This window comes from Cellulomonas sp. McL0617 (genome assembly GCF_049994875.1).
In the GTDB taxonomy this organism is placed as follows: domain Bacteria; phylum Actinomycetota; class Actinomycetes; order Actinomycetales; family Cellulomonadaceae; genus Cellulomonas.
Map to the genome: position 1 here is coordinate 1138668 of NZ_CP188256.1, position 17037 is coordinate 1155704.

General features: G+C 71.1%; 13 protein-coding genes. 2 read left to right on the forward strand and 11 right to left on the reverse strand.

Going from position 1 to position 17037, the window contains the following annotated elements; all coding sequences use genetic code 11:
• Positions 1-8: 8 nt before the first annotated feature.
• Positions 9-1415 (reverse strand): hypothetical protein, encoded by a 1407-nt coding sequence (locus ACPPVS_RS05100; RefSeq protein ID WP_426594949.1) that lies wholly within the window; start codon positions 1413-1415, stop codon positions 9-11.
• A gap of 256 nt (positions 1416-1671) precedes the next feature.
• Here ACPPVS_RS05100 and ACPPVS_RS05105 point away from each other — a divergent pair, with 256 nt between their 5' ends.
• Both ACPPVS_RS05105 and ACPPVS_RS05110 read left to right on the forward strand, forming a co-directional pair.
• Complete coding sequence (locus ACPPVS_RS05105) at positions 1672-2853, forward strand: VOC family protein (RefSeq protein ID WP_426594950.1); 1182 nt, start codon at positions 1672-1674, stop codon at positions 2851-2853.
• Between the two features lie 215 nt (positions 2854-3068).
• The gene (locus tag ACPPVS_RS05110; RefSeq protein ID WP_426594951.1) at positions 3069-3623 is read left to right on the forward strand and encodes a GNAT family N-acetyltransferase; all 555 of its coding nucleotides are present in this window, start codon (positions 3069-3071) and stop codon (positions 3621-3623) included.
• A 294-nt stretch (positions 3624-3917) separates the two neighbouring features.
• Here ACPPVS_RS05110 and ACPPVS_RS05115 read toward each other — a convergent pair whose 3' ends face one another.
• The 10 genes from ACPPVS_RS05115 to ACPPVS_RS05160 all read right to left on the reverse strand — a co-directional run bounded on the left by ACPPVS_RS05115 (position 3918) and on the right by ACPPVS_RS05160 (position 16949).
• Positions 3918-6125: a LuxR C-terminal-related transcriptional regulator gene (locus ACPPVS_RS05115; RefSeq protein WP_426594952.1), complete on the reverse strand. Its 2208-nt coding sequence runs from the start codon at positions 6123-6125 to the stop codon at positions 3918-3920.
• A 73-nt stretch (positions 6126-6198) separates the two neighbouring features.
• Entirely contained in the window at positions 6199-7521 is a 1323-nt protein-coding gene (locus ACPPVS_RS05120; RefSeq protein WP_426594953.1) for an NAD(P)/FAD-dependent oxidoreductase, read from the reverse strand.
• A complete protein-coding gene (locus ACPPVS_RS05125) occupies positions 7518-9386 on the reverse strand; it encodes a glycoside hydrolase family 15 protein (protein ID WP_426594954.1) in 1869 nt (622 codons plus the stop codon). Before ACPPVS_RS05125 ends, ACPPVS_RS05120 begins: the two co-directional genes overlap by 4 nt.
• A gap of 54 nt (positions 9387-9440) precedes the next feature.
• Positions 9441-10994 (reverse strand): GMC oxidoreductase, encoded by a 1554-nt coding sequence (locus tag ACPPVS_RS05130; protein WP_426594955.1) that lies wholly within the window; start codon positions 10992-10994, stop codon positions 9441-9443.
• A gap of 9 nt (positions 10995-11003) precedes the next feature.
• Positions 11004-11771, reverse strand: a complete 768-nt coding sequence (locus tag ACPPVS_RS05135) for a glucose 1-dehydrogenase (RefSeq protein WP_426594956.1) — start codon at positions 11769-11771, stop codon at positions 11004-11006.
• Positions 11768-12823, reverse strand: coding sequence for a cytochrome d ubiquinol oxidase subunit II (cydB, locus tag ACPPVS_RS05140; protein ID WP_426594957.1), 1056 nt, complete (start codon positions 12821-12823; stop codon positions 11768-11770). The genes ACPPVS_RS05135 and cydB overlap by 4 nt, the downstream gene beginning before the upstream one ends.
• 23 nt (positions 12824-12846) lie before the next feature.
• Positions 12847-14253: a cytochrome ubiquinol oxidase subunit I gene (locus tag ACPPVS_RS05145; RefSeq protein ID WP_426594958.1), complete on the reverse strand. Its 1407-nt coding sequence runs from the start codon at positions 14251-14253 to the stop codon at positions 12847-12849.
• A gap of 159 nt (positions 14254-14412) precedes the next feature.
• On the reverse strand, positions 14413-15078 hold the full coding sequence (locus ACPPVS_RS05150) for a hypothetical protein (RefSeq protein ID WP_426594959.1): 666 nt from the start codon (positions 15076-15078) through the stop codon (positions 14413-14415).
• 258 nt (positions 15079-15336) lie between these two features.
• Positions 15337-15930, reverse strand: a complete 594-nt coding sequence (locus tag ACPPVS_RS05155; RefSeq protein WP_426594960.1) for a hypothetical protein — start codon at positions 15928-15930, stop codon at positions 15337-15339.
• A gap of 239 nt (positions 15931-16169) precedes the next feature.
• Complete coding sequence (locus tag ACPPVS_RS05160; RefSeq protein WP_426594961.1) at positions 16170-16949, reverse strand: class I SAM-dependent methyltransferase; 780 nt, start codon at positions 16947-16949, stop codon at positions 16170-16172.
• Positions 16950-17037: the final 88 nt, after the last annotated feature.

Below are 17037 nucleotides of genomic sequence, written 5' to 3' on the forward strand. Positions count from 1 at the left end.
TCGCCTACCTACGAGAGAGATCCGCTGGGTGCGTCCTGATACGTGGAGGGGTTGAGGTGTACCGCCGGGTCCCCATGCAGAGCGTAGTCCCGGGCGTCATTCGTGGCGGTCCACGCGTTGGCGAGCGCCTCGTCGCTGATCCGGCGGCCTTCGCGCTTGGACTCGAGGAGCTCGCCGAGCTCGGCGGCGAGCTCGGCGTACCGCAGATGGAGGTGGTCGAGCGCGTGGCCGACGGGCTGCCCGGCGCAGATCGCGAGCAGGCTGCTCGCGACCGCCTCGATCTGCGATCCTGCGCCGGGCCAGTGGAACGACCAGCCCCAGGCCTTGTCGATGTGGCCGACGACGGCGAGCGCGGGGCCGCTCGGCAGTGACAGCATGCGTCGCGCGAGCGCCGCGCTGAAGGCCGGATCGTCCCCCGCGGCGGGGGAACCTGCCCCGTAGCACGCGATGTTGAACGCGACCATGCCAGTCATCGTGTCCTGCGACCCGAGATCGTCCGCCGCGACGTAGTCGTCCCGCTCGACGGGTACCCGGGCCAGCGGGCCGGGCCAGCCCTGGCAGAGGAGGGCGCCCTGGTGGTCCGTGCGGCGACGGTCGCCGGGCGGGAAGCCGACGCCGTGTGTGGCCGTGACCAGCAGGCTCGACGCCTGCGGTGCGGTGAGCAACCCGCGCAGCACGGTCGCGGTCGCGGCGTCACCCTCGTGGGCGACGACCTCCCAACCGGCGAGGTCGGTGGTGAACCGCCGGCCGAGGGGCTCGACGAGCGCATCGGTGCTGAGCTCGGTCGCGGCGTCGTCCGGATGACGCGGCGCGAACAGGTGCACGACCGAGCGGGTCGGCGCGACGGCGGTCTCCGCTTCGACCACCGCGCGGGCGTACCGCGCGTACGACTCGGGGGTCGGCAGGTCGAGCCGTCCGACGGCGTACATGACCGAGAGCTGCTGCTGAAGGCGGAACGGGATCGACGTGGGGCTCCCGACGAGGAGGAGGTAGTACGGGACGAGATCGGGGTTGGCCGGACCGGGACCGACGCCGTGCCGTGCCAGTAGCTCCCCCTTGGACTCGCCGGGCAGCAGGTGCAGCTCGCGGTAACGGCGCTCGTAGGTCGCCGTGGCCTGCTCGCGACGCAGCTCGAGCAACGGGGACAGCGCCTCCGTGACGGCGGGGTCCAGCCCGGGGGCGAGGACGACGCCCCAGCCGGCCTGGGCAAGGTCGAGCGGGTCGATGCCGTACCGGACTCCGAGCACTGCCTCGTGGGCGTCGCGGACCCTCGCACGTGCCTGGGCCGCGTCGACCGAGGAGGTCGACGTGCCCAGCGCCAGGGATGCGACCTCGGCCACCGACAAGGGTTCGGTCAGGTAGCCGCCCGAGGTGGCGTCGACGCCGTTGACCGCGATGGTGCCGCCATCTGTCATGTGACTCCGCCAGGGCCGTCCCGCTCGTCGGTTGCACACGAGCGTTCCACCGATGCAGTTGTGGGGCTAGGTCTCGCCCCACCGGGCACGGATGTCGACGGACCAGGCGATGCTCGACGCGATCACCCGCGCGGCCGCGTTCATCCGCAGCGGGCGCATGGACATCGTCGCGACCAGCTCCCCTGCCCGCGCGTTCCACGGCGCCGGATGACTATCCGGAAGGAGATCGTCCGGAATGGGCTCTACAGTGCCGGGCATGACACAGATCGGAACGGACTGGCGGGTGCTCGACGGCGTCGCCACGGCATGGTTCGACGCGCCCTCGATGACCGAGGGGGCGGCGCTCGCCGGGCGCAGCGTGGAGCTGTCGGCCGGGATCCTGGTCGACCTGCGCGCGACGGGCCTGCGGGTGCATCTCGACTCCGACGAGCACGCTGAGGCCGTCTCGGCGGCCGCGCGGGATCTCGGGCTGGCCCCGAACGCTGACGTGCTGCAGCAGCTGAGCGTCGTCTTCGAATCCGTGGACCCGTCGGTGGTGAGCCCGTTCTGGCAGCGCGCGCTCGACTACGCGCCCGGGCAGGACGGCGGTCTGACCGATCCGTTGCGGCGCGACCCCAAGGTACGGATCCGCCAGTCGAGCGAGCCGCGGCCGTTGCGCCACCGCATCCACCTCGACGTGGTGCGGCCGGCCGCGGCGGTCGAGGAGGCGAGCCTCGGCGAGGCGTTCGGACCTTTCGGGGTCTGTCACACCGACCCGGACGGCAACGAGGTCGACCTGGTGCCGGGTGACGCGCTCGGCGAGGGGGTCGAGACCGCCGACTGGCAGGCGGTGTTCAGCGCGATGGCGTGCTACCGCATCACGTCGCCGACCCAGCAGGGTGATCTGGCCGCGGCAGTTGCGGCACTGTCGGACGACATGGGCTTCCCGCTGCTGGTCGACCTGCGCCCCGGGCTCGTGATCATCGACAGCGGCAAGGACCAGTGGGAGGACGACGTCCACGGCCTCGAGGTCGACTTCACCGAGCTCGCCGCGCAGATCCAGACCGCCGCCCGTGAGCTCGGGGCCACCGCGGACCCGAGACTGCCGCGGTTCGTTCAGCTCTTCCTCGACGCCGCCGACGTCGCCGCGGTCGGCGCGTTCTGGGTCGCCGCACTCGGATACATCCCCGACCCACGAAGCGGGGCCAGCGACATCTACGATCCGCGGCGCCTGAACCCGGTGCTGCTCTTCCAAGAGATTGACGCATCGGAGACGGAGCGGCGCCGGCAGCGCAACCGCATCCATGTCGAGCTCGCTGTGCCGTCGGACCTCGCGCGAACGCGCCTTGCGACGACAATTGCGGCCGGTGGACGGCTCCTCGACGAGGACGAGTCCGCGGATCGCTGGCGCATCGCCGACCCCGAAGGCAACGAACTCGTGATCGTCAGTGGGGCATGAGCTCACGTTCGGCCGAGCTCGACACTCGGCTGCTTCGCCCGCAGCGTGGTTAGACCTACCGTGGGCGTGGGTCAGCGTCATGGTGGGAGGGGCACGGTGAGGATGAAGCACACAGCCCGATCGCTGCCGGAGCTCGCGTGGCGACGAGACGTCCGGGGCCAGCGATGAACGACGCCGGGCATCCGCGGATCGCGACGGCCGCGGACCGTCGTCGGGTGACCGACATCATGGTGGATGCGTTCTTCGACGACCCCACCTGGGGTTGGGCGTTCCCTGACCCAGCTCGCCGGCGAGATCAGCACCGCGCCATGTGGAGCCTCTTCATCGAGGGAGCGGCCCGCTACCCCTGGACGTGGCTCGCCGACGGCGGCACGGCGGCGGCGGTCTGGATCCCGCCCGGCGGCACCGAGAGCACGCCCGAACAGGGCGCGAGGATCGAGGCACTGGTGGGCAACCTGCCCGAACCCGACCGAGCTCGCGTGAGCGCCGCTTTCGCGCTCATCGAGGACGCCCACGGCGACCTGACCGAGCCGCACTACTACCTGAGCTTCCTCGGCACCGACCCCCAGAGCCGCGGGCACGGGTTCGGACTGGGGTTGCTCGCAGACAACCTGCGGCTCATCGACGAGGAACGCATGCCCGCGTACCTCGAGTCGAGCAACCCTGCGAACGTCGCGCTCTACCGGCGCCACGGGTTCGAGGTCGTCACCCGGTTCGTCGTCGAGCCGGGCGGCCCGGAGGTCACCACGATGTGGCGCGACAGCGTCTGATTCCGACCGGCGTCGACGACGACCGAACGCCGACGAGGGCGCGATCGGCGTGAACCTCGCCGACAGCACCGCCGCGAGCCGACAGGCCCCTCGGACGTGCCGACGTCGAACGGCCCGTTGACCACGTCAACGGATCGGCTCACGATCCGCCGGAGGCGTCGGACTAGCGGCAGCGAACCCGCAGATGGCGCGTTCGCGTGCGCCCGATTGGCGCCACCTCCCACCATGCGGTCTTCGTACGATGCGCCTCGGGGTGCCGACGGCCCGAGCGGGATCGATCGAGTGAAGCAGTGTTCACCAGCTGTTCGACCCCTCGAGCAGCTCCCAGCGCGCCACAGCCTCGCTGCGCGACGACACACCGAGCTTCCGGTACGTCGAGATCGCCTGGGTCTTCACCGTGTTGCGGGAGACACCGAGGCGCTCGGCGATCAGCGGGAAGCTCAGATGCGTGGCGAGGAGCGGCAGCAGTCGGACCTCGGCGGCCGTGAGCGTCTGGGGTCGTCCCTGGGACGCCGCCTCCTGCACGGCCACGATCGCCGTCGCCACCCGTGAGGGTAGGTCGCCCAGGCCCGGCCGCCGGTGCATGATCTCCTGCGCCTGCCGGACCGCCGCCGCGGCCGAGTGGAGGTCGCCCACACCGAGGGACGCCTGCGCCGTCACGAGGAGTGCCTGGGTCGACACCACCGGGAGCGCGTAGGTGAGCAGGGGCCGCAGGGCGAGTGCGCGCTGCAGGTGCGCCGCGGCCTCCGGTCGAAGTCCGAGGTGCACGGCTGTGCGGGCCGCCCAGGCGTACACGAGCGCGCTGGTCCAGTAGGACGAGTACCCGCCGGCGGTCACGATAGAGGTGGCATGTCGGACGGCGGTCGTGGCCGAGGTCCAGTCACCGCGCTCCACCGCCACTGCCGCACGTTCGCACAGGATCATCGCCACGAGCGGATGGACGGCGGCGAGCTCCGCGGCCTCGAGGGCCTCGACGAACAGGTCGTCAGCGCGCTCGAGCTCCCCCTCGAGCAGGTACGAGAGGGCCTCCGTGTGGAGCATGGTCGCGCGGTACGGGCTGGCGGGCGACAAACCCGCCCAGGCGGTACGCGCATCCGACCGCATCTGGGCAGTCCCTCCACGCGCCTCGATCGCCTCCAGGTAGGCCAGCGTTCCCTCGATGGTGCTTCCGTCGGACAGCGTTCCGGACCGGTCGCTCGCCCTGGCCATCGCGGACCACCGCTCCGCTCGTGCGGGCTCACCCACGAGACCGAAGATGAGGGAGGCGTGCGCGGCGATGGCCGGGAAGACCGGGACGCCCTCGGCCTCCTCGAGCCAGGACATCCACTGCTGGACGGTGTGGACGCGACCGTCGGTCCAGGTCTGCTGGGCGCGGTCCAGGACGAGGCGCGCAACCTCCTCGGCGTCCCCGGCCAGGTGGGCGTGCGCGACGGCCGGTTCCAGCTCGCCCGCGTCGATGAACCAACGAGCCGCGCGTCGGTGGAGCTCGGGGACCAGGGCCGGCTCCTTGCGGTGCAGCTCCGCGCTCAGCAGGTCGTGCAGGAGCGGGTGGCACCGGTAGCGCTCGCCGTCCCGACCGACGGGCTCGAGCACGCCGTGCGCCGCCAGGTGCTCCAGGGCCGCTCCGGAGGACCGCGCCCGCAGGACGGCGTCGCACACAGGGCCGGTGAGCTCGTCGAGGATCGCGCAGCGCACCAGCAGAGCCGTCTCGCGTGCGCCCAGACCGGCGAGCACCTCGGTGCGCAGGTACTCGCGCATGAACCGGTCGTCACCCGTGAACGTCAGGGCGGCGTCGGAGTCCCGAGCACCCGCCCGGACGGCCATGCCGGCGAGCGCCACGGCGGCAGGCCAGCCTTCCGTGCGCTCGTGGATCTCATCCGTCTCGGTGGGGGAGAGGCTCGCCCCCGAGCGAGCGAGCACCTCGACCTGCTCCGTGCGGTCCAGGGACAGCTCGGCCACGCCGATCTCCAGGAGATCGCCGGCGGCGCGGAGCCGGGCGAGCGGCAGCCGCGGTCGGGCGCGCGTCGCCAGGCCCACACGCCACGCCTGGGGCAGCCTGTCGACGACGTCGGTGAGGACGTTGAGGCTCCCCGCGCCCGTGATCGCGTGCACGTCGTCGACGAGGAGCACGCGCGGCGGGCCGTCGACGACCGCGGACACCAGTCCGGAGACAGTCACGATCCCCGACGCTCTGCCGGCGGCACGGCTGAGGGCGGAGAGCAGGGTGGCGGGGTCGTTGTCGGCGTCCGTGCAGGTGTGCCACACCGTGGCATCACCCAGCCGGTCGGCCCACTGGCGCAGGACTGCGGACTTGCCGTACCCGGGACCGGCGACGAGCAGGACGACCCGGGCGGGCGAGGCCGCCACCGTGTCGAGCAACCCGCTGCGGGAGACCAGCGCGATCCCCGTCGGCCGCCGGTCGGGTGAGACCGGATCGGCAGCAGCAGCAGCGCTCGCGTGCGGCGACGGAGACGGAACGGGCCGAACGCGGCGTTCTCCCACGCCGTGTCACGCTACCCCGCTCGCCTGCGAGCAGGGCAACCTCGGGATCGGCCGCGGAGAGGCCGGGCACCCGTCACTCCGACGTCGGTGCGCCGAGGTCGATGTGAGGGACGTCGTGGGCGTCGTCGCCCCAGGCGATCCGCCGGGGTGAGTCGTGCGCCTCGACCGTGGCCGCGTGGTCGCGGTCGAAGTACTCCCAGGCCCAGCTGAGGAAGGCGTCCGTGCGGCTGTGCACCCCGCTGAGCAGCATCGCGTGGACCCCGAGCCAGGCGGCGAAGGCGAGCGGGCCGTCCACCTCGTGCCGGTGGGCGCCCAGCTCGGCCACGGCGGCGTTGCGGCCGATCATCGCCATGATGCCCTTGTCCTTGTAGTGGAACGGCGCGAGGTCGTCGCCCTGCGCACTGCGCAGGATGTTCTGCGCGGCCCACCGGCCCGACTGCTGGGCCACCGAGCCGAGCTGCGGCAGGATCGGCGCCCCGGCGTGCGTTCCCGACGGGACGTTGGCCACGTCGCCCACGGCCCAGACGCCCGGAAAGCCCTCGACACCCAGGTCGGCGCGGACGTCGAGGCGACCACCCCGGCCGGTCGTGGGGCCGGCTGACTGGGCCACGGCCGCGCCGGACTCCCCGCCGGCCCAGATGACGGTTCGCGTGGGCAGACGGGTGCCGTCGTCGAGCTCGACCGCGTCGGCGTGCACCGAGGCGACCCCCGCGCCCAGCCGGAGGTCCACACCGACCGCGGCGAGGTGCTCGTGGGCGTAGGCCTGGGCTCGCGGGGAGAACTGGCCGAGCACGGCGTGCCCCCGGTCGACGAGATGCACCCGAGCGTCTGCGGGCATCCGACCGTGAGCGACCAGCGCCGCTACCAGCTCCGCGAGGGCTCCCGACACCTCGACTCCCGTCGGCCCGCCGCCGACGACGACCACGTCGCGGGACCCGGGCCCGCCGACCCCGTGAGCGCCCGCGTCGTCCACGAGAGCGCGATGGTGTCCGCGCAGGCGCTCCGCATCCGCCACCGAGTACAGAGGGAATGCGTGCTCGACGGCGCCCGGGACCCCGAAGAAGTTCGGTCGGGCGCCCGCAGCGACCACCACGTGCGCGGCCGACAGCGACCGGCCGTCGGCGAGCACCAGCGTCCGGTCTGCGAGGGAGGCTGACGAGACGGCCTGGACCACCACGTCGACGCTCGGGACGGACTCGAAGATCGTCCGCAACGGCCGGGCGACGTCCTCGGCAGGCAGCTGCGACGTGGCCACCTGGTAGAGCAGCGGCTGGAACTGGTGGTAGTCCGCGCGGTCGACGAGCGTCGTGCGCACGCCCGCCTCACCGAGAGTCTGGGCCGCGGCCACACCCGCCATGCCCCCGCCGAGGACCAGGACGTCCGTCGTCACCGTCACAGGGACATCTCCTGGACGCGTTCCGCCAGGACGATGCGCGCCGAGGCCTCGATGAGCGCCAGGTGGGAGAACGCCTGCGGGAAGTTTCCGAGGTGCCGGGCCGCGTCCACCTCGAACTCCTCGGCGTAGAGGCCGAACGGGGAGGCGATCCGGAGCAGTCGCTCCATGAGGTCCAGCGCCCGCTGGTTCTCGCCGACCACCATCAGCGCGGACACCAGCCAGAAGGAGCAGATGACGAACGTCCCCTCCTTGCCGGACATGCCGTCGTCGGTCTCGTCGGTCTTGTACCGCAGCACGAAGCCGTTCTCGGAGAGCTCGTCGGCGATGGCGAGCACGCTGGCGTGCAGCCGGTCGTCGGTGCCGGGCAGCAACCCGAAGTGCGCGGCCAGGAGCGTCGAGGCGTCGAGTGCGTCGGTGTCGTAGTGCTGGCGGAGGACGCCGCGGTCGCTCACCCCGTGCTCGAGGATGTCGGCCTTGATCTCGGTTGCGGTCGCGGCCCAGCTGGCCTCCAGGTCGGGCTCGCCGCGGATGGCTGCCAGCTGCGCGGCCCGGTCCATCGCGACCCAGCACATGATCTTGGAGGAGACGTAGTGCTGCGGCTTGCCGCGCGCTTCCCAGATGCCCTGGTCCGGCTCCTGCCAGACGGCGGCCGCGCACTCCGCCTGAGACCTGACGATCGGCCACAGGCGCTCGGGCAGGCGCTCGCTGCGCCGTGTGTGCAGCAGGATCGAGTCGAGCACGGAGCCGAAGACGTCGTTCTGCCGCTGGTCGAAGGCGCCGTTGCCCAGACGCACCGGCCGGGCGTCCTGGTACCCGGAGAGCTCGTCGCGCGTCGACTCGGTGAGGTCACGACGCCCGTCGATGCCGTACATGATCTGCAGAGCGCCGTCCTCGTTGGCCTCGACGTCCGCCACGAACTGCATGAACTCGTCGGCCTCCCAGTCGAGCAGCAGGTAGTGCAGGGCCTGCAGCGTGAAGGTGGAGTCCCGCATCCAGGTGTAGCGGTAGTCCCAGTTGCGCTCACCGCCGGGTGTCTCGGGCAGCGACGTCGTCAGGGCGGCCACCGTGGCACCCGTGGGCATGTACGTGAGGCCCTTGATCACCAGGGCGGAGCGCTCGATGTAGGGCCGCAGCCGGTGGTCGGGCATCCGGGCCCGACCGAGCCAGCGCCGCCAGAAGTCGCGGGTCGCGGCGATCCGCGCGTGCGCGTCCGCTGCGTCCGTCGGTCCGTCGAGCGAGGCTGCCCAGGAGAGAGAGCAGAACGCGCTGTCCCCGGCGGACAGGCTGTGCCGTCCGCGCAGCGCATCGCCTTCCACGCCGAGCGCCAGGGTGGTGTTCAGACGCATCGCCAGGCCGGCGCCAGTGATGTCGGCGGTGTGGCTCCCGGCCGCGTCGAGCTCCCACGGCTCCCGCGTCCGGCCGTAGTCGAAGGCGGGATCGCACACGAGCTCGATCTCCACGGACCCCTCCAGGCACGTGGCCGTGCGCACGAGCAGGTGCTCCGCGTCGTCGTCGGCCGGCGGACGCGTGTGGGGCGTCGTCTCGTCGGGGCCTTCGCGCGGGGCCATCGTCAACGCGTCGCGGATCTCGAGCCAGCCGGTCGGGGTGTGCCACGTGGTGACGAGAACGTTCGTGCCGGGTTCGTAGGCCCGGGACGTCGGCACGTTGATCCCGTACGGCGCGAACCGGAAGTACCCGGCGCCCCGGTCCAGGAGGCTGCCGAAGACGCTCGGGCTGTCGAACCGGGGTGCACACAACCAGTCGACCGATCCGTCGGGCGCCACGAGCGCTCCTGTGTGGCAGTCCGAGAGGAAGGCGTACTGGGCGATCGGCGGGAACGGCGATGCGGGGCTGTTCGAGTCCACGGGAATACCTCCTGTCACGTCCGCCGTGCCGAGCGGCCACGGCGCGAGATGGTCCTAGGCGAGCCTGGCGAGCAGGTGGTCCCCGACCCGCAGGGCGTTGGCCATGGCCGTGAGGGCGGGGTTCACCGCACCGATGCTCGGGAAGAAGCTCGTGTCGACCACGTAGAGGTTGTCCACCTCGTGCGCGCGGCAGTCGCGGTCGAGCACCGATGTGGCGGCGTCGGCGCCGAACCGGACCGTGCCGGCCTGATGGGCGCACCCCGCGACCGGGATGTCGTTCTTCATGTACAGGTCACGCGGGACGAGGTGGTGCGGGTGCATGCCGAGATGGCCGAGCCTGTCCTTGACCCGGCTGTACAGCTCCTCCAACGGGCGCCGGTTGTTCGGGGTGTACGACAGGACGACGTTGCCGTGGTTGCCCAGCGTCACGCGGTTGTCCGGGTCGGGCAGGTCCTCGGCCGACAGCCAGAAGTCCACGGCGTGCTCCGCGACCTCCTCGAGCGCGAACATGGGCGCGAAGCGTGCCTCGACGGGCTTCTCGCCGCGATACATGGGTGCCGAGGACTTGCCGACCATCTGGACGTTGCCCATCGGGAACCCGAAGTCGTCGTCGCCGAAGTAGTAGTCGTTGACCCCGAGGGTCTTCTGGAAACGGGTGTCGTTGCGCTCGACCGAGAGGGCGAGGAACGCCCGGCTGTTGTGGAACATGTAGTGGCGACCCACCTGGTCCGACCCGTTGGCCAGACCGTGGGGGTGCCGGTCGTTGGCGCTGGCCAGCAGCAGCTTCGCGGAGTTGGCGGCTCCGGCGCTGACCACGACGACGTCTCCCGAGTAGCGCTGCTCCACCCCGTCCACGTCCGCGACCACGGACGTGACCGTGTGCCCCGCGTCGTCGGTCTCCAGACGGCGGACCTCGGCGTTGCGCACCAGCGTGACGTTCGGGCTGCGCAGGGCGGGCCGCACCGCGATGACCTCCGCGTCGGACTTGGCCTGCAGCAGGCACGCGAAGCCGTCGCACGTGGCCGTACGGATGCACGGGCTTCCCGGCAGGTCTGTCTCATCGAGCCGGACGCCCGACGGCGAGTGGAACGGGTGCAGCCCGATCGCTGCCAGGTCGTCGAACAGCCGCTGGATCCGGGGCTCGTGCGAGACGGGCGGATAGGGATAGGGACCGCTGGACGGCGGCTCCGTCGGGTCCTCGCCGCGCGCGCCGTGGACCTGGTACAGCTCCTCGGCCTGGGCGTAGTACGGCTCGAACTCGTCGTACCCGACCGGCCACGCCGGCGAGATGCCGCCGTGGTGCTGCAGCTCACCGAAGTCCTTCTCGCGCAGCCGGTAGAGCGCCGCGCCGTAGAACTTCGTCGCACCGCCGACGTTGTAGTGCACCTGCGGCTGGAACGCTCGGCCCTCGCCGTCGTACCAGGTGTCCTTCGAGACGTAGCGGTTCTTGACGAAGACCTCCGTCGCGTCCCAGTTCTCCGGTTCGCGAGGGAGCCAGTCGCCGCGCTCGAGGATGAGCACCTTCTTGCCCGAGGGTGCCAGCCGGTGCGCGAGCGTCCCGCCGCCCGCCCCCGAGCCGATGATGACGACGTCGTAGTGCTCGCTCATGACGACGCCTCACAGACCCGGGCTGCTGTGCATGATGCCGCCGTCCGCGAAGACGGTCGTCGCCGTGAGGTAGGTCGCGCCGTCGCCCGCGAGGAACGCCACGAGGCTGGCGATCTCCTCCGGCTGGGCCATCCGGCCCAGTGGTATCGCCGCGTCCAGCGTCTTCATCTTCTCCGGATCGTTCATGGTCGCCGTGTTGATCGGCGTGGCCACCGCGCCAGGCCCCACGCCGACGACCTGCACCCCGTAGGGCCCGAGCTCGACGCCCGCCGTCCGCGTGAGCATCCGCATGCCGCCCTTGGACAGGCAGTACGCGGTGTTCCCCGGCATGGGCCAGTCCTCGTGCACCGAGGTCATGTTGATGATCCGGCCGCCCGTGCCCTGCGCGATCATCTGCTTGGCGGCGACCTGGGTGCCGAAGAACGCGCTCTTGAGGTTGATCGCCATGACGCGCTCGTACTGCTCCTCGGTGGTGTCGAGGACCGACGTGCGAGTCTCGATACCGGCGTTGTTCACCATGACGTCGAGCCGCCCGAACGCCTCGACCGTGCGGGCGACGAGCATCTCCAGGTCCGCGACCTTGCTGACGTCGGCGTCGACTCCGATCGCCCGGTCGCCGAGCGCGTGCACCTGCTTCTCCAGCTCCTCGGTGGCCTCGGGATGGGCGACGAAGTCGATGACGACGTTGGCGCCGGCCGCGGCGAGGGCGAGGACGACGGCCTTGCCGATGCCGCTGTTGCCACCCGTGACGACCGCTACTTTCCCGTGCAGACTCATGTGCTTGCTCCTTCGTCGAGGGGTGCGGACGGACCCACGACCGGATCCGGTCGTGCGGCCGCCGGCGGCCCGGAGACCCGCCGGCGGAAGACGACGTACGTCCAGCCCTGGTAGAGCAGCACCACGGGCACGAGGACGACGGCCACGACGGTCATGACCTGGAGCGCGTACGGGCCCGAGGCGGTGCTCGACACGGTGAGGCTGTCGCTCGCGTCGGTGCTCGACACCAGGACGTTCGGGTAGAGGTTGGCGAAGAGCGTCACGACGGTGAGCGCGATGCCGATCGCCGTCGCGGAGAACGCGGCGCCCTCGCGTTGCGCGCGCAGCGCGAGCCCGGCGGCCAGGACCGCCACGACGGCGAGCACGGGCGGCACGACGCCGCGGACCGCGGGCGCGTCGGACACGGACGGCGTCCACGCGGCGAACCCGAGCAGCAGCACGACGGCCGGCCCGAGGGCGACGGCGGCGGCGCGATGGGCGCGGCGGCGCACCTCTCCCTGCGTCCGGAGGGCCAGGAACGTGGCGCCGTGCAGCACGCAGAGCGCGACGAGCGTCAGCCCCACCAGGAGGCCGTACCCGGTGACGGAGTCGGCGACCGTGCCGGTGAACTCCTCGGAGGAGTCCACCGGCAGGCCCGCGAGGAGGTTGCCGAGCGCGATACCCAGCAGCAGCGGGCACAGTGAGCTGCCGATCGTCAGGGACCACGACCACGTCTGCCGCCAGCGGGTGGCCTCCAGGCGTCCCCGGAACTCGAAGGAGACGCCACGCGCGATCAGCGCGACGAGGAGCAGCACGAGCGGCAGATACATCGCGGAGAACCACGTCGCGTACCAGCTCGGGAACGCCGCGAAGATCGCGGCGGCACCGACGATCAGCCAGACCTCGTTGCCGTCCCAGAAGGGCCCGATGGAGTTGATCGCCACCCGCTTCTCGAGGTCGGTGCGACCGACCACCGTGTGGAGCATGCCGACGCCGAAGTCGAACCCCTCGAGGACGAAGAATCCGGTCCACAGGAACGCGACGATCAGGAACCAGAGCACGGGCAGGGTCATCGCTGGTCGTCCTCCAGGTCTTCTCAGAACGTCAGGACGGGGACGCGGGGCTGGTCGTCGTCGGTGTGCGCCGGCTCATCCGGCTCCTCCAGCTGGAGGCCGCGACGCGCGAACCGCATCATGAGGTAGACGTTGACGGCGCCGACGACGAGGAAGAGGCCGTAGAAGACGACCAGGCTGATGACCAGCTCGGTCGAGCCGACCGACGGAGACGCTCCGTCGGTCGTTCGCATGAGGCCCTGGACGATCCACGGCTGACGGCCGTTCTCGGTGAGCATCCAGCCCGCCGTGTTCATCAGGAAGGGGACTGCGACCGCCCAGGTCGCCACGGCGAGGAACACCCGCGCCGTCGGCAGGCGTCGCCGCCAGACCAGCCAGGCACCCCACAGTGCGACGAGCGCGGCGAGCGAGCCCAGGTACGCCATGACCCGCATCGACCAGTACTGCACGAACACGTTCGGCACGTAGTTGCCGGGGCCGTACTGCTGCTGGTACTGCGCGTTGAGCTCGTTCAGGCCCTGCACCTCGCCGTCCCACGTACCCGTGGCCAGGATGGAGAGCAGGTGCGGGATCTCGATGAGCTTCGACGGGTCCTGGTCGTTGTTGCCGCCACCCACCTGGAACGCCGAGAACGAGCACGGCTGGCACGTGGTCCACTGAGCCTCTGCGGCTGAGATCTTCATCGGCTGGTAGGTCGCCTCGATGACGCCGAGGTGGCTGCCGACGCCCAGGGCGAGCAGGATCGAAGGCACCAGCACGGCGATCGAGACCTTCGCCGAGCGGGTGAACACCTCGGCGTGCTCGCCCCGACGCAGGTACCACGCGGACACGGCCAGCATCAGCACCGCCCCCGTGACCAGGGACGCGGTCAGCACGTGCGCGTACCCCCAGAGGAAGACCGGGTTGGTCATCACGGCGCCGATGTCCGACAGCTCGGGCCGTCCGGTCGCCGGGTCGACGGTGTAACCCACCGGGTGCTGCATCCAGGAGTTCGCCGCCATGATGAACGCCGCCGACCCCGCGGCCCCGACCGCGACGAGCCAGACCGTCAGCAGGTGGACGCGAGCCGGCAGGAAGTTCCAGCCGAAGATCCACAGCCCGATGAACGTCGACTCGAGGAAGAACGCCGCCAGCCCCTCCATCGCGAGCGGGGCCCCGAACACATCACCGACGTAGCGCGAGTACGCCGACCAGTTCATCCCGAACTGGAACTCCTGGATCAGCCCCGTCACGACGCCGACGGCCACGTTGATGAGCAACAGGGTGCCGAAGAACCTGGTCAGCCGCCTGTGGTCGGGGTTGCCGGACCGGAACCACATCGTGTGCAGCACCGCGACGAGGAACCCGAGCCCGATCGTGATGGGGACGAAGAGGAAGTGGTAGATGCTCGTCGAGGCGAACTGGAGGCGGGCGAGATCGATGTCCGACACCTGTGCTCCCCAGGGTCGACGGTGGGTGCTGGCGGCGCCTGCCGAGGGCGGTGCCGACTCGTTCCGAGCGTCGCACCTGGGGTCGACGGAGGGCATCATCCCATCGGGATGAAAGGGCGGCGCTGATGCCCGGCGCGACCGGACCCGGGTCGGACGCCGTCAGGTCAGGATGTTGATCGCCCGGGCCAAGACGACCGCGAAGGTGGCGAGCGCGACGGCCGACTGCCAGGCCATGAGCATCTTGGCTGTCCGGGTGAGCGGCAGCGTGTCGGTCGGGGAGAACGCGACGATGTTGGTGATGGCCAGGTACAGGTAGTCGAGGAACTGCGGCTGCCAGTACTGGAAGTCGTCCGAGTACTCCCGGATCCCGTCCTGCGTGAACCAGAACGACAGGCGCTCCGGATCGGGCCGCACGCGACCGTCCGGGCCCCCGCGGTCGAGCTGCCAGAACAGCAGGGCGAAGCCGACGACCAGGACCACCAGGATCTGGACCCCCTCGCCGAGCAGCACCTGCACGCTGACCGGTCGGGTCCTGAGAAGGTCGGCGATCAGGAGCGTCGCCGACGAGGTGCACGAGACGGCAAGGACGAGCGCGAGGGCGTACCGGAGGATGCCCGCGCGCCGGCGCTGCGCCTGCAGGACGCCGTCGCACAGGACGAGAGCCGCGACGAGGGCGACCTCGATGACCGGCACCAGCAGCCGGGGGCCCACGGCGATGCGGTCCCGCATGAGCACCTGGGACAGGATGGCGACGGCGACGGCGATCAGCGGCGCGAGACGTGCTCCGAGCGGCGCGAAGACCGCCTCAGTGCCTGGTTCGGTCATGGACGTGCCCGCCTGCCGCTCCGATGCCGGTGCTCGTCGACCGCGGATCCCGATCGCCCGGACGTGAGGATCGCTCCGCCCGTCCGTCCGGACACGGCCACTACGGGTCAAGGTACGCCGCACGAGAAAGGGGTCGACGAAACGCATGTGCAGGGCCGGCGCGCGGCCAGACCTGTTGAGGCCACCAACGACGACGGCGACCGCCCCACACTGGGGACGGTCGCCGTCGGTTGCGCGTCGGTCAGGCTCGAGCCTGGGTCAGGCGAGCGCCGGCTCGAGGGCGGCGTGCCGCTCGGTGAGCAGCTCCTTCTCGGCGGGCGTCTTGCGCAGGTGGACGAAGCCGAGGATCGACATCGTCAGCATGATCACGGCCGAGACGAGGGCCGCGATGCCCGCGATGAGGGCGATCTGACCCATCTGCCAGAAGGCGTAGGCGTTGAGCAGGAGGCCACGCAGCGTCTCGCCGCGGAAGACCGTGTCGACCTGACCCGCGAGCTGGGTGTTCGTCGGGTCGGCCATGGCCTTGGCCGAGAGCTCGGAGTACGTGAGGCCGCCGCCGATCTTGCCCAGGTGGACGTTGATGTAGCTGTTGGCCCAGGTCTTGGCCTCGTCGCCCGTGGTCAGCGGCTGGCCGGCGAACTTCGCCATCGCAGCGGCATCGGCCGGCGGGAGGGTCTTGAGCGAGTCGCTGCCGGCCGCAGGAAAGACGATCTTCTGCGCGGAGAGCTCGGTCTTGACCTGGTCGCTGACGAAGCTGTGCGCGTACATCAGGAGGCCACCAGCAACGGCGAGAACGACGGCGAGAAAGACGCCGACCCAGCTGGCGAGGAAATCAAAGGTTCTGCGGCGCATCGGTATTGTCCTTTCGCTCGGTGCACCAATGTCGGGCAGTGCACACATGTTGCGTGCAGGCACTCCCGCGTGGGCGAAAGACCGACTACCCCTTCGGGGGGGCGAGTCGCCCAGCCAAAGCGATGGCAACGTTATTCGGGCCGCCAGTGCGTCAATAGGGTCGAACGTCCCCACCTGCGCGATGACGCAAGGGAGCGCGGGCCACGTCGTCGACGCGTCGACGGCAGTCGACGGTCCCGTCAGGCGGGGCGCACCAACCGCGCACTCAGGTACCGCAAGGTGCCCGACGCGAACCCCTCGGGATTGCGGGTTCCCTCCAGGCCGGCCAGCGGTCGCATCGCTCGTCGGAACGGGCGCGGGATCCAGGCGTTCACCAGCGCGGTCTTGCGCTCGTCGTCGAGCCGGAGCGCGCGCAGCACCTCCGCCGTGATGTCCTGCGTGCCGACGAGCTCCAAGCCCGTCGAGACGAGTTCCGCGGTCGTGCGGTCGACGGCGTCGGCAGCCCGCAGGTCGGCCCAGACGAGCTGCCCGCCGGGCCGCAGCACCCGGTGCACCTCCGACACGAACGCCTCCATCGAGCGGTAGCAGTGCGACGACTCGATGTTCAGCACGACGTCGAACGACGCATCGGGGAACGGAAGATCCTGAGCGTCGCCACGGACGAACCGCAGGCCCGGCCCCGTGCGGTCCCGGGACGACAGCGCGACCGCCGACGCGGCGAAGTCGACCCCGGTCGTCGTGCGCGGCCCCAGGGCGCGGCTCGCCCACGACGCGCCCCCGCCACGACCGGAGCCGACCTCGAGGACGTCGGCGCCCAGGACCGGGACGCCGTCGAGGGCGTATGCGTACAGCTGGATGCAGTACCGGTCCGGCTCGTCGGCGGGGTCGAGGGGCAACGGTTCCTGGCCGACGGGCACGACCGGCGCGTAGCCGTAGTTCATGAACGACCACTGCGGCTGCCGGACCCGCGCACCGAGCAGCTCGTAGCAGACCCTCCAACCGAGCTGTCGCCGGCCCATGTCGAAACGGTACCGATGCCGTCGCACGGACCGCGATGCACCGGGGCCTGTCTCGCCCTGACGGACCCCGGCGCCCGGTGGAGGGGGA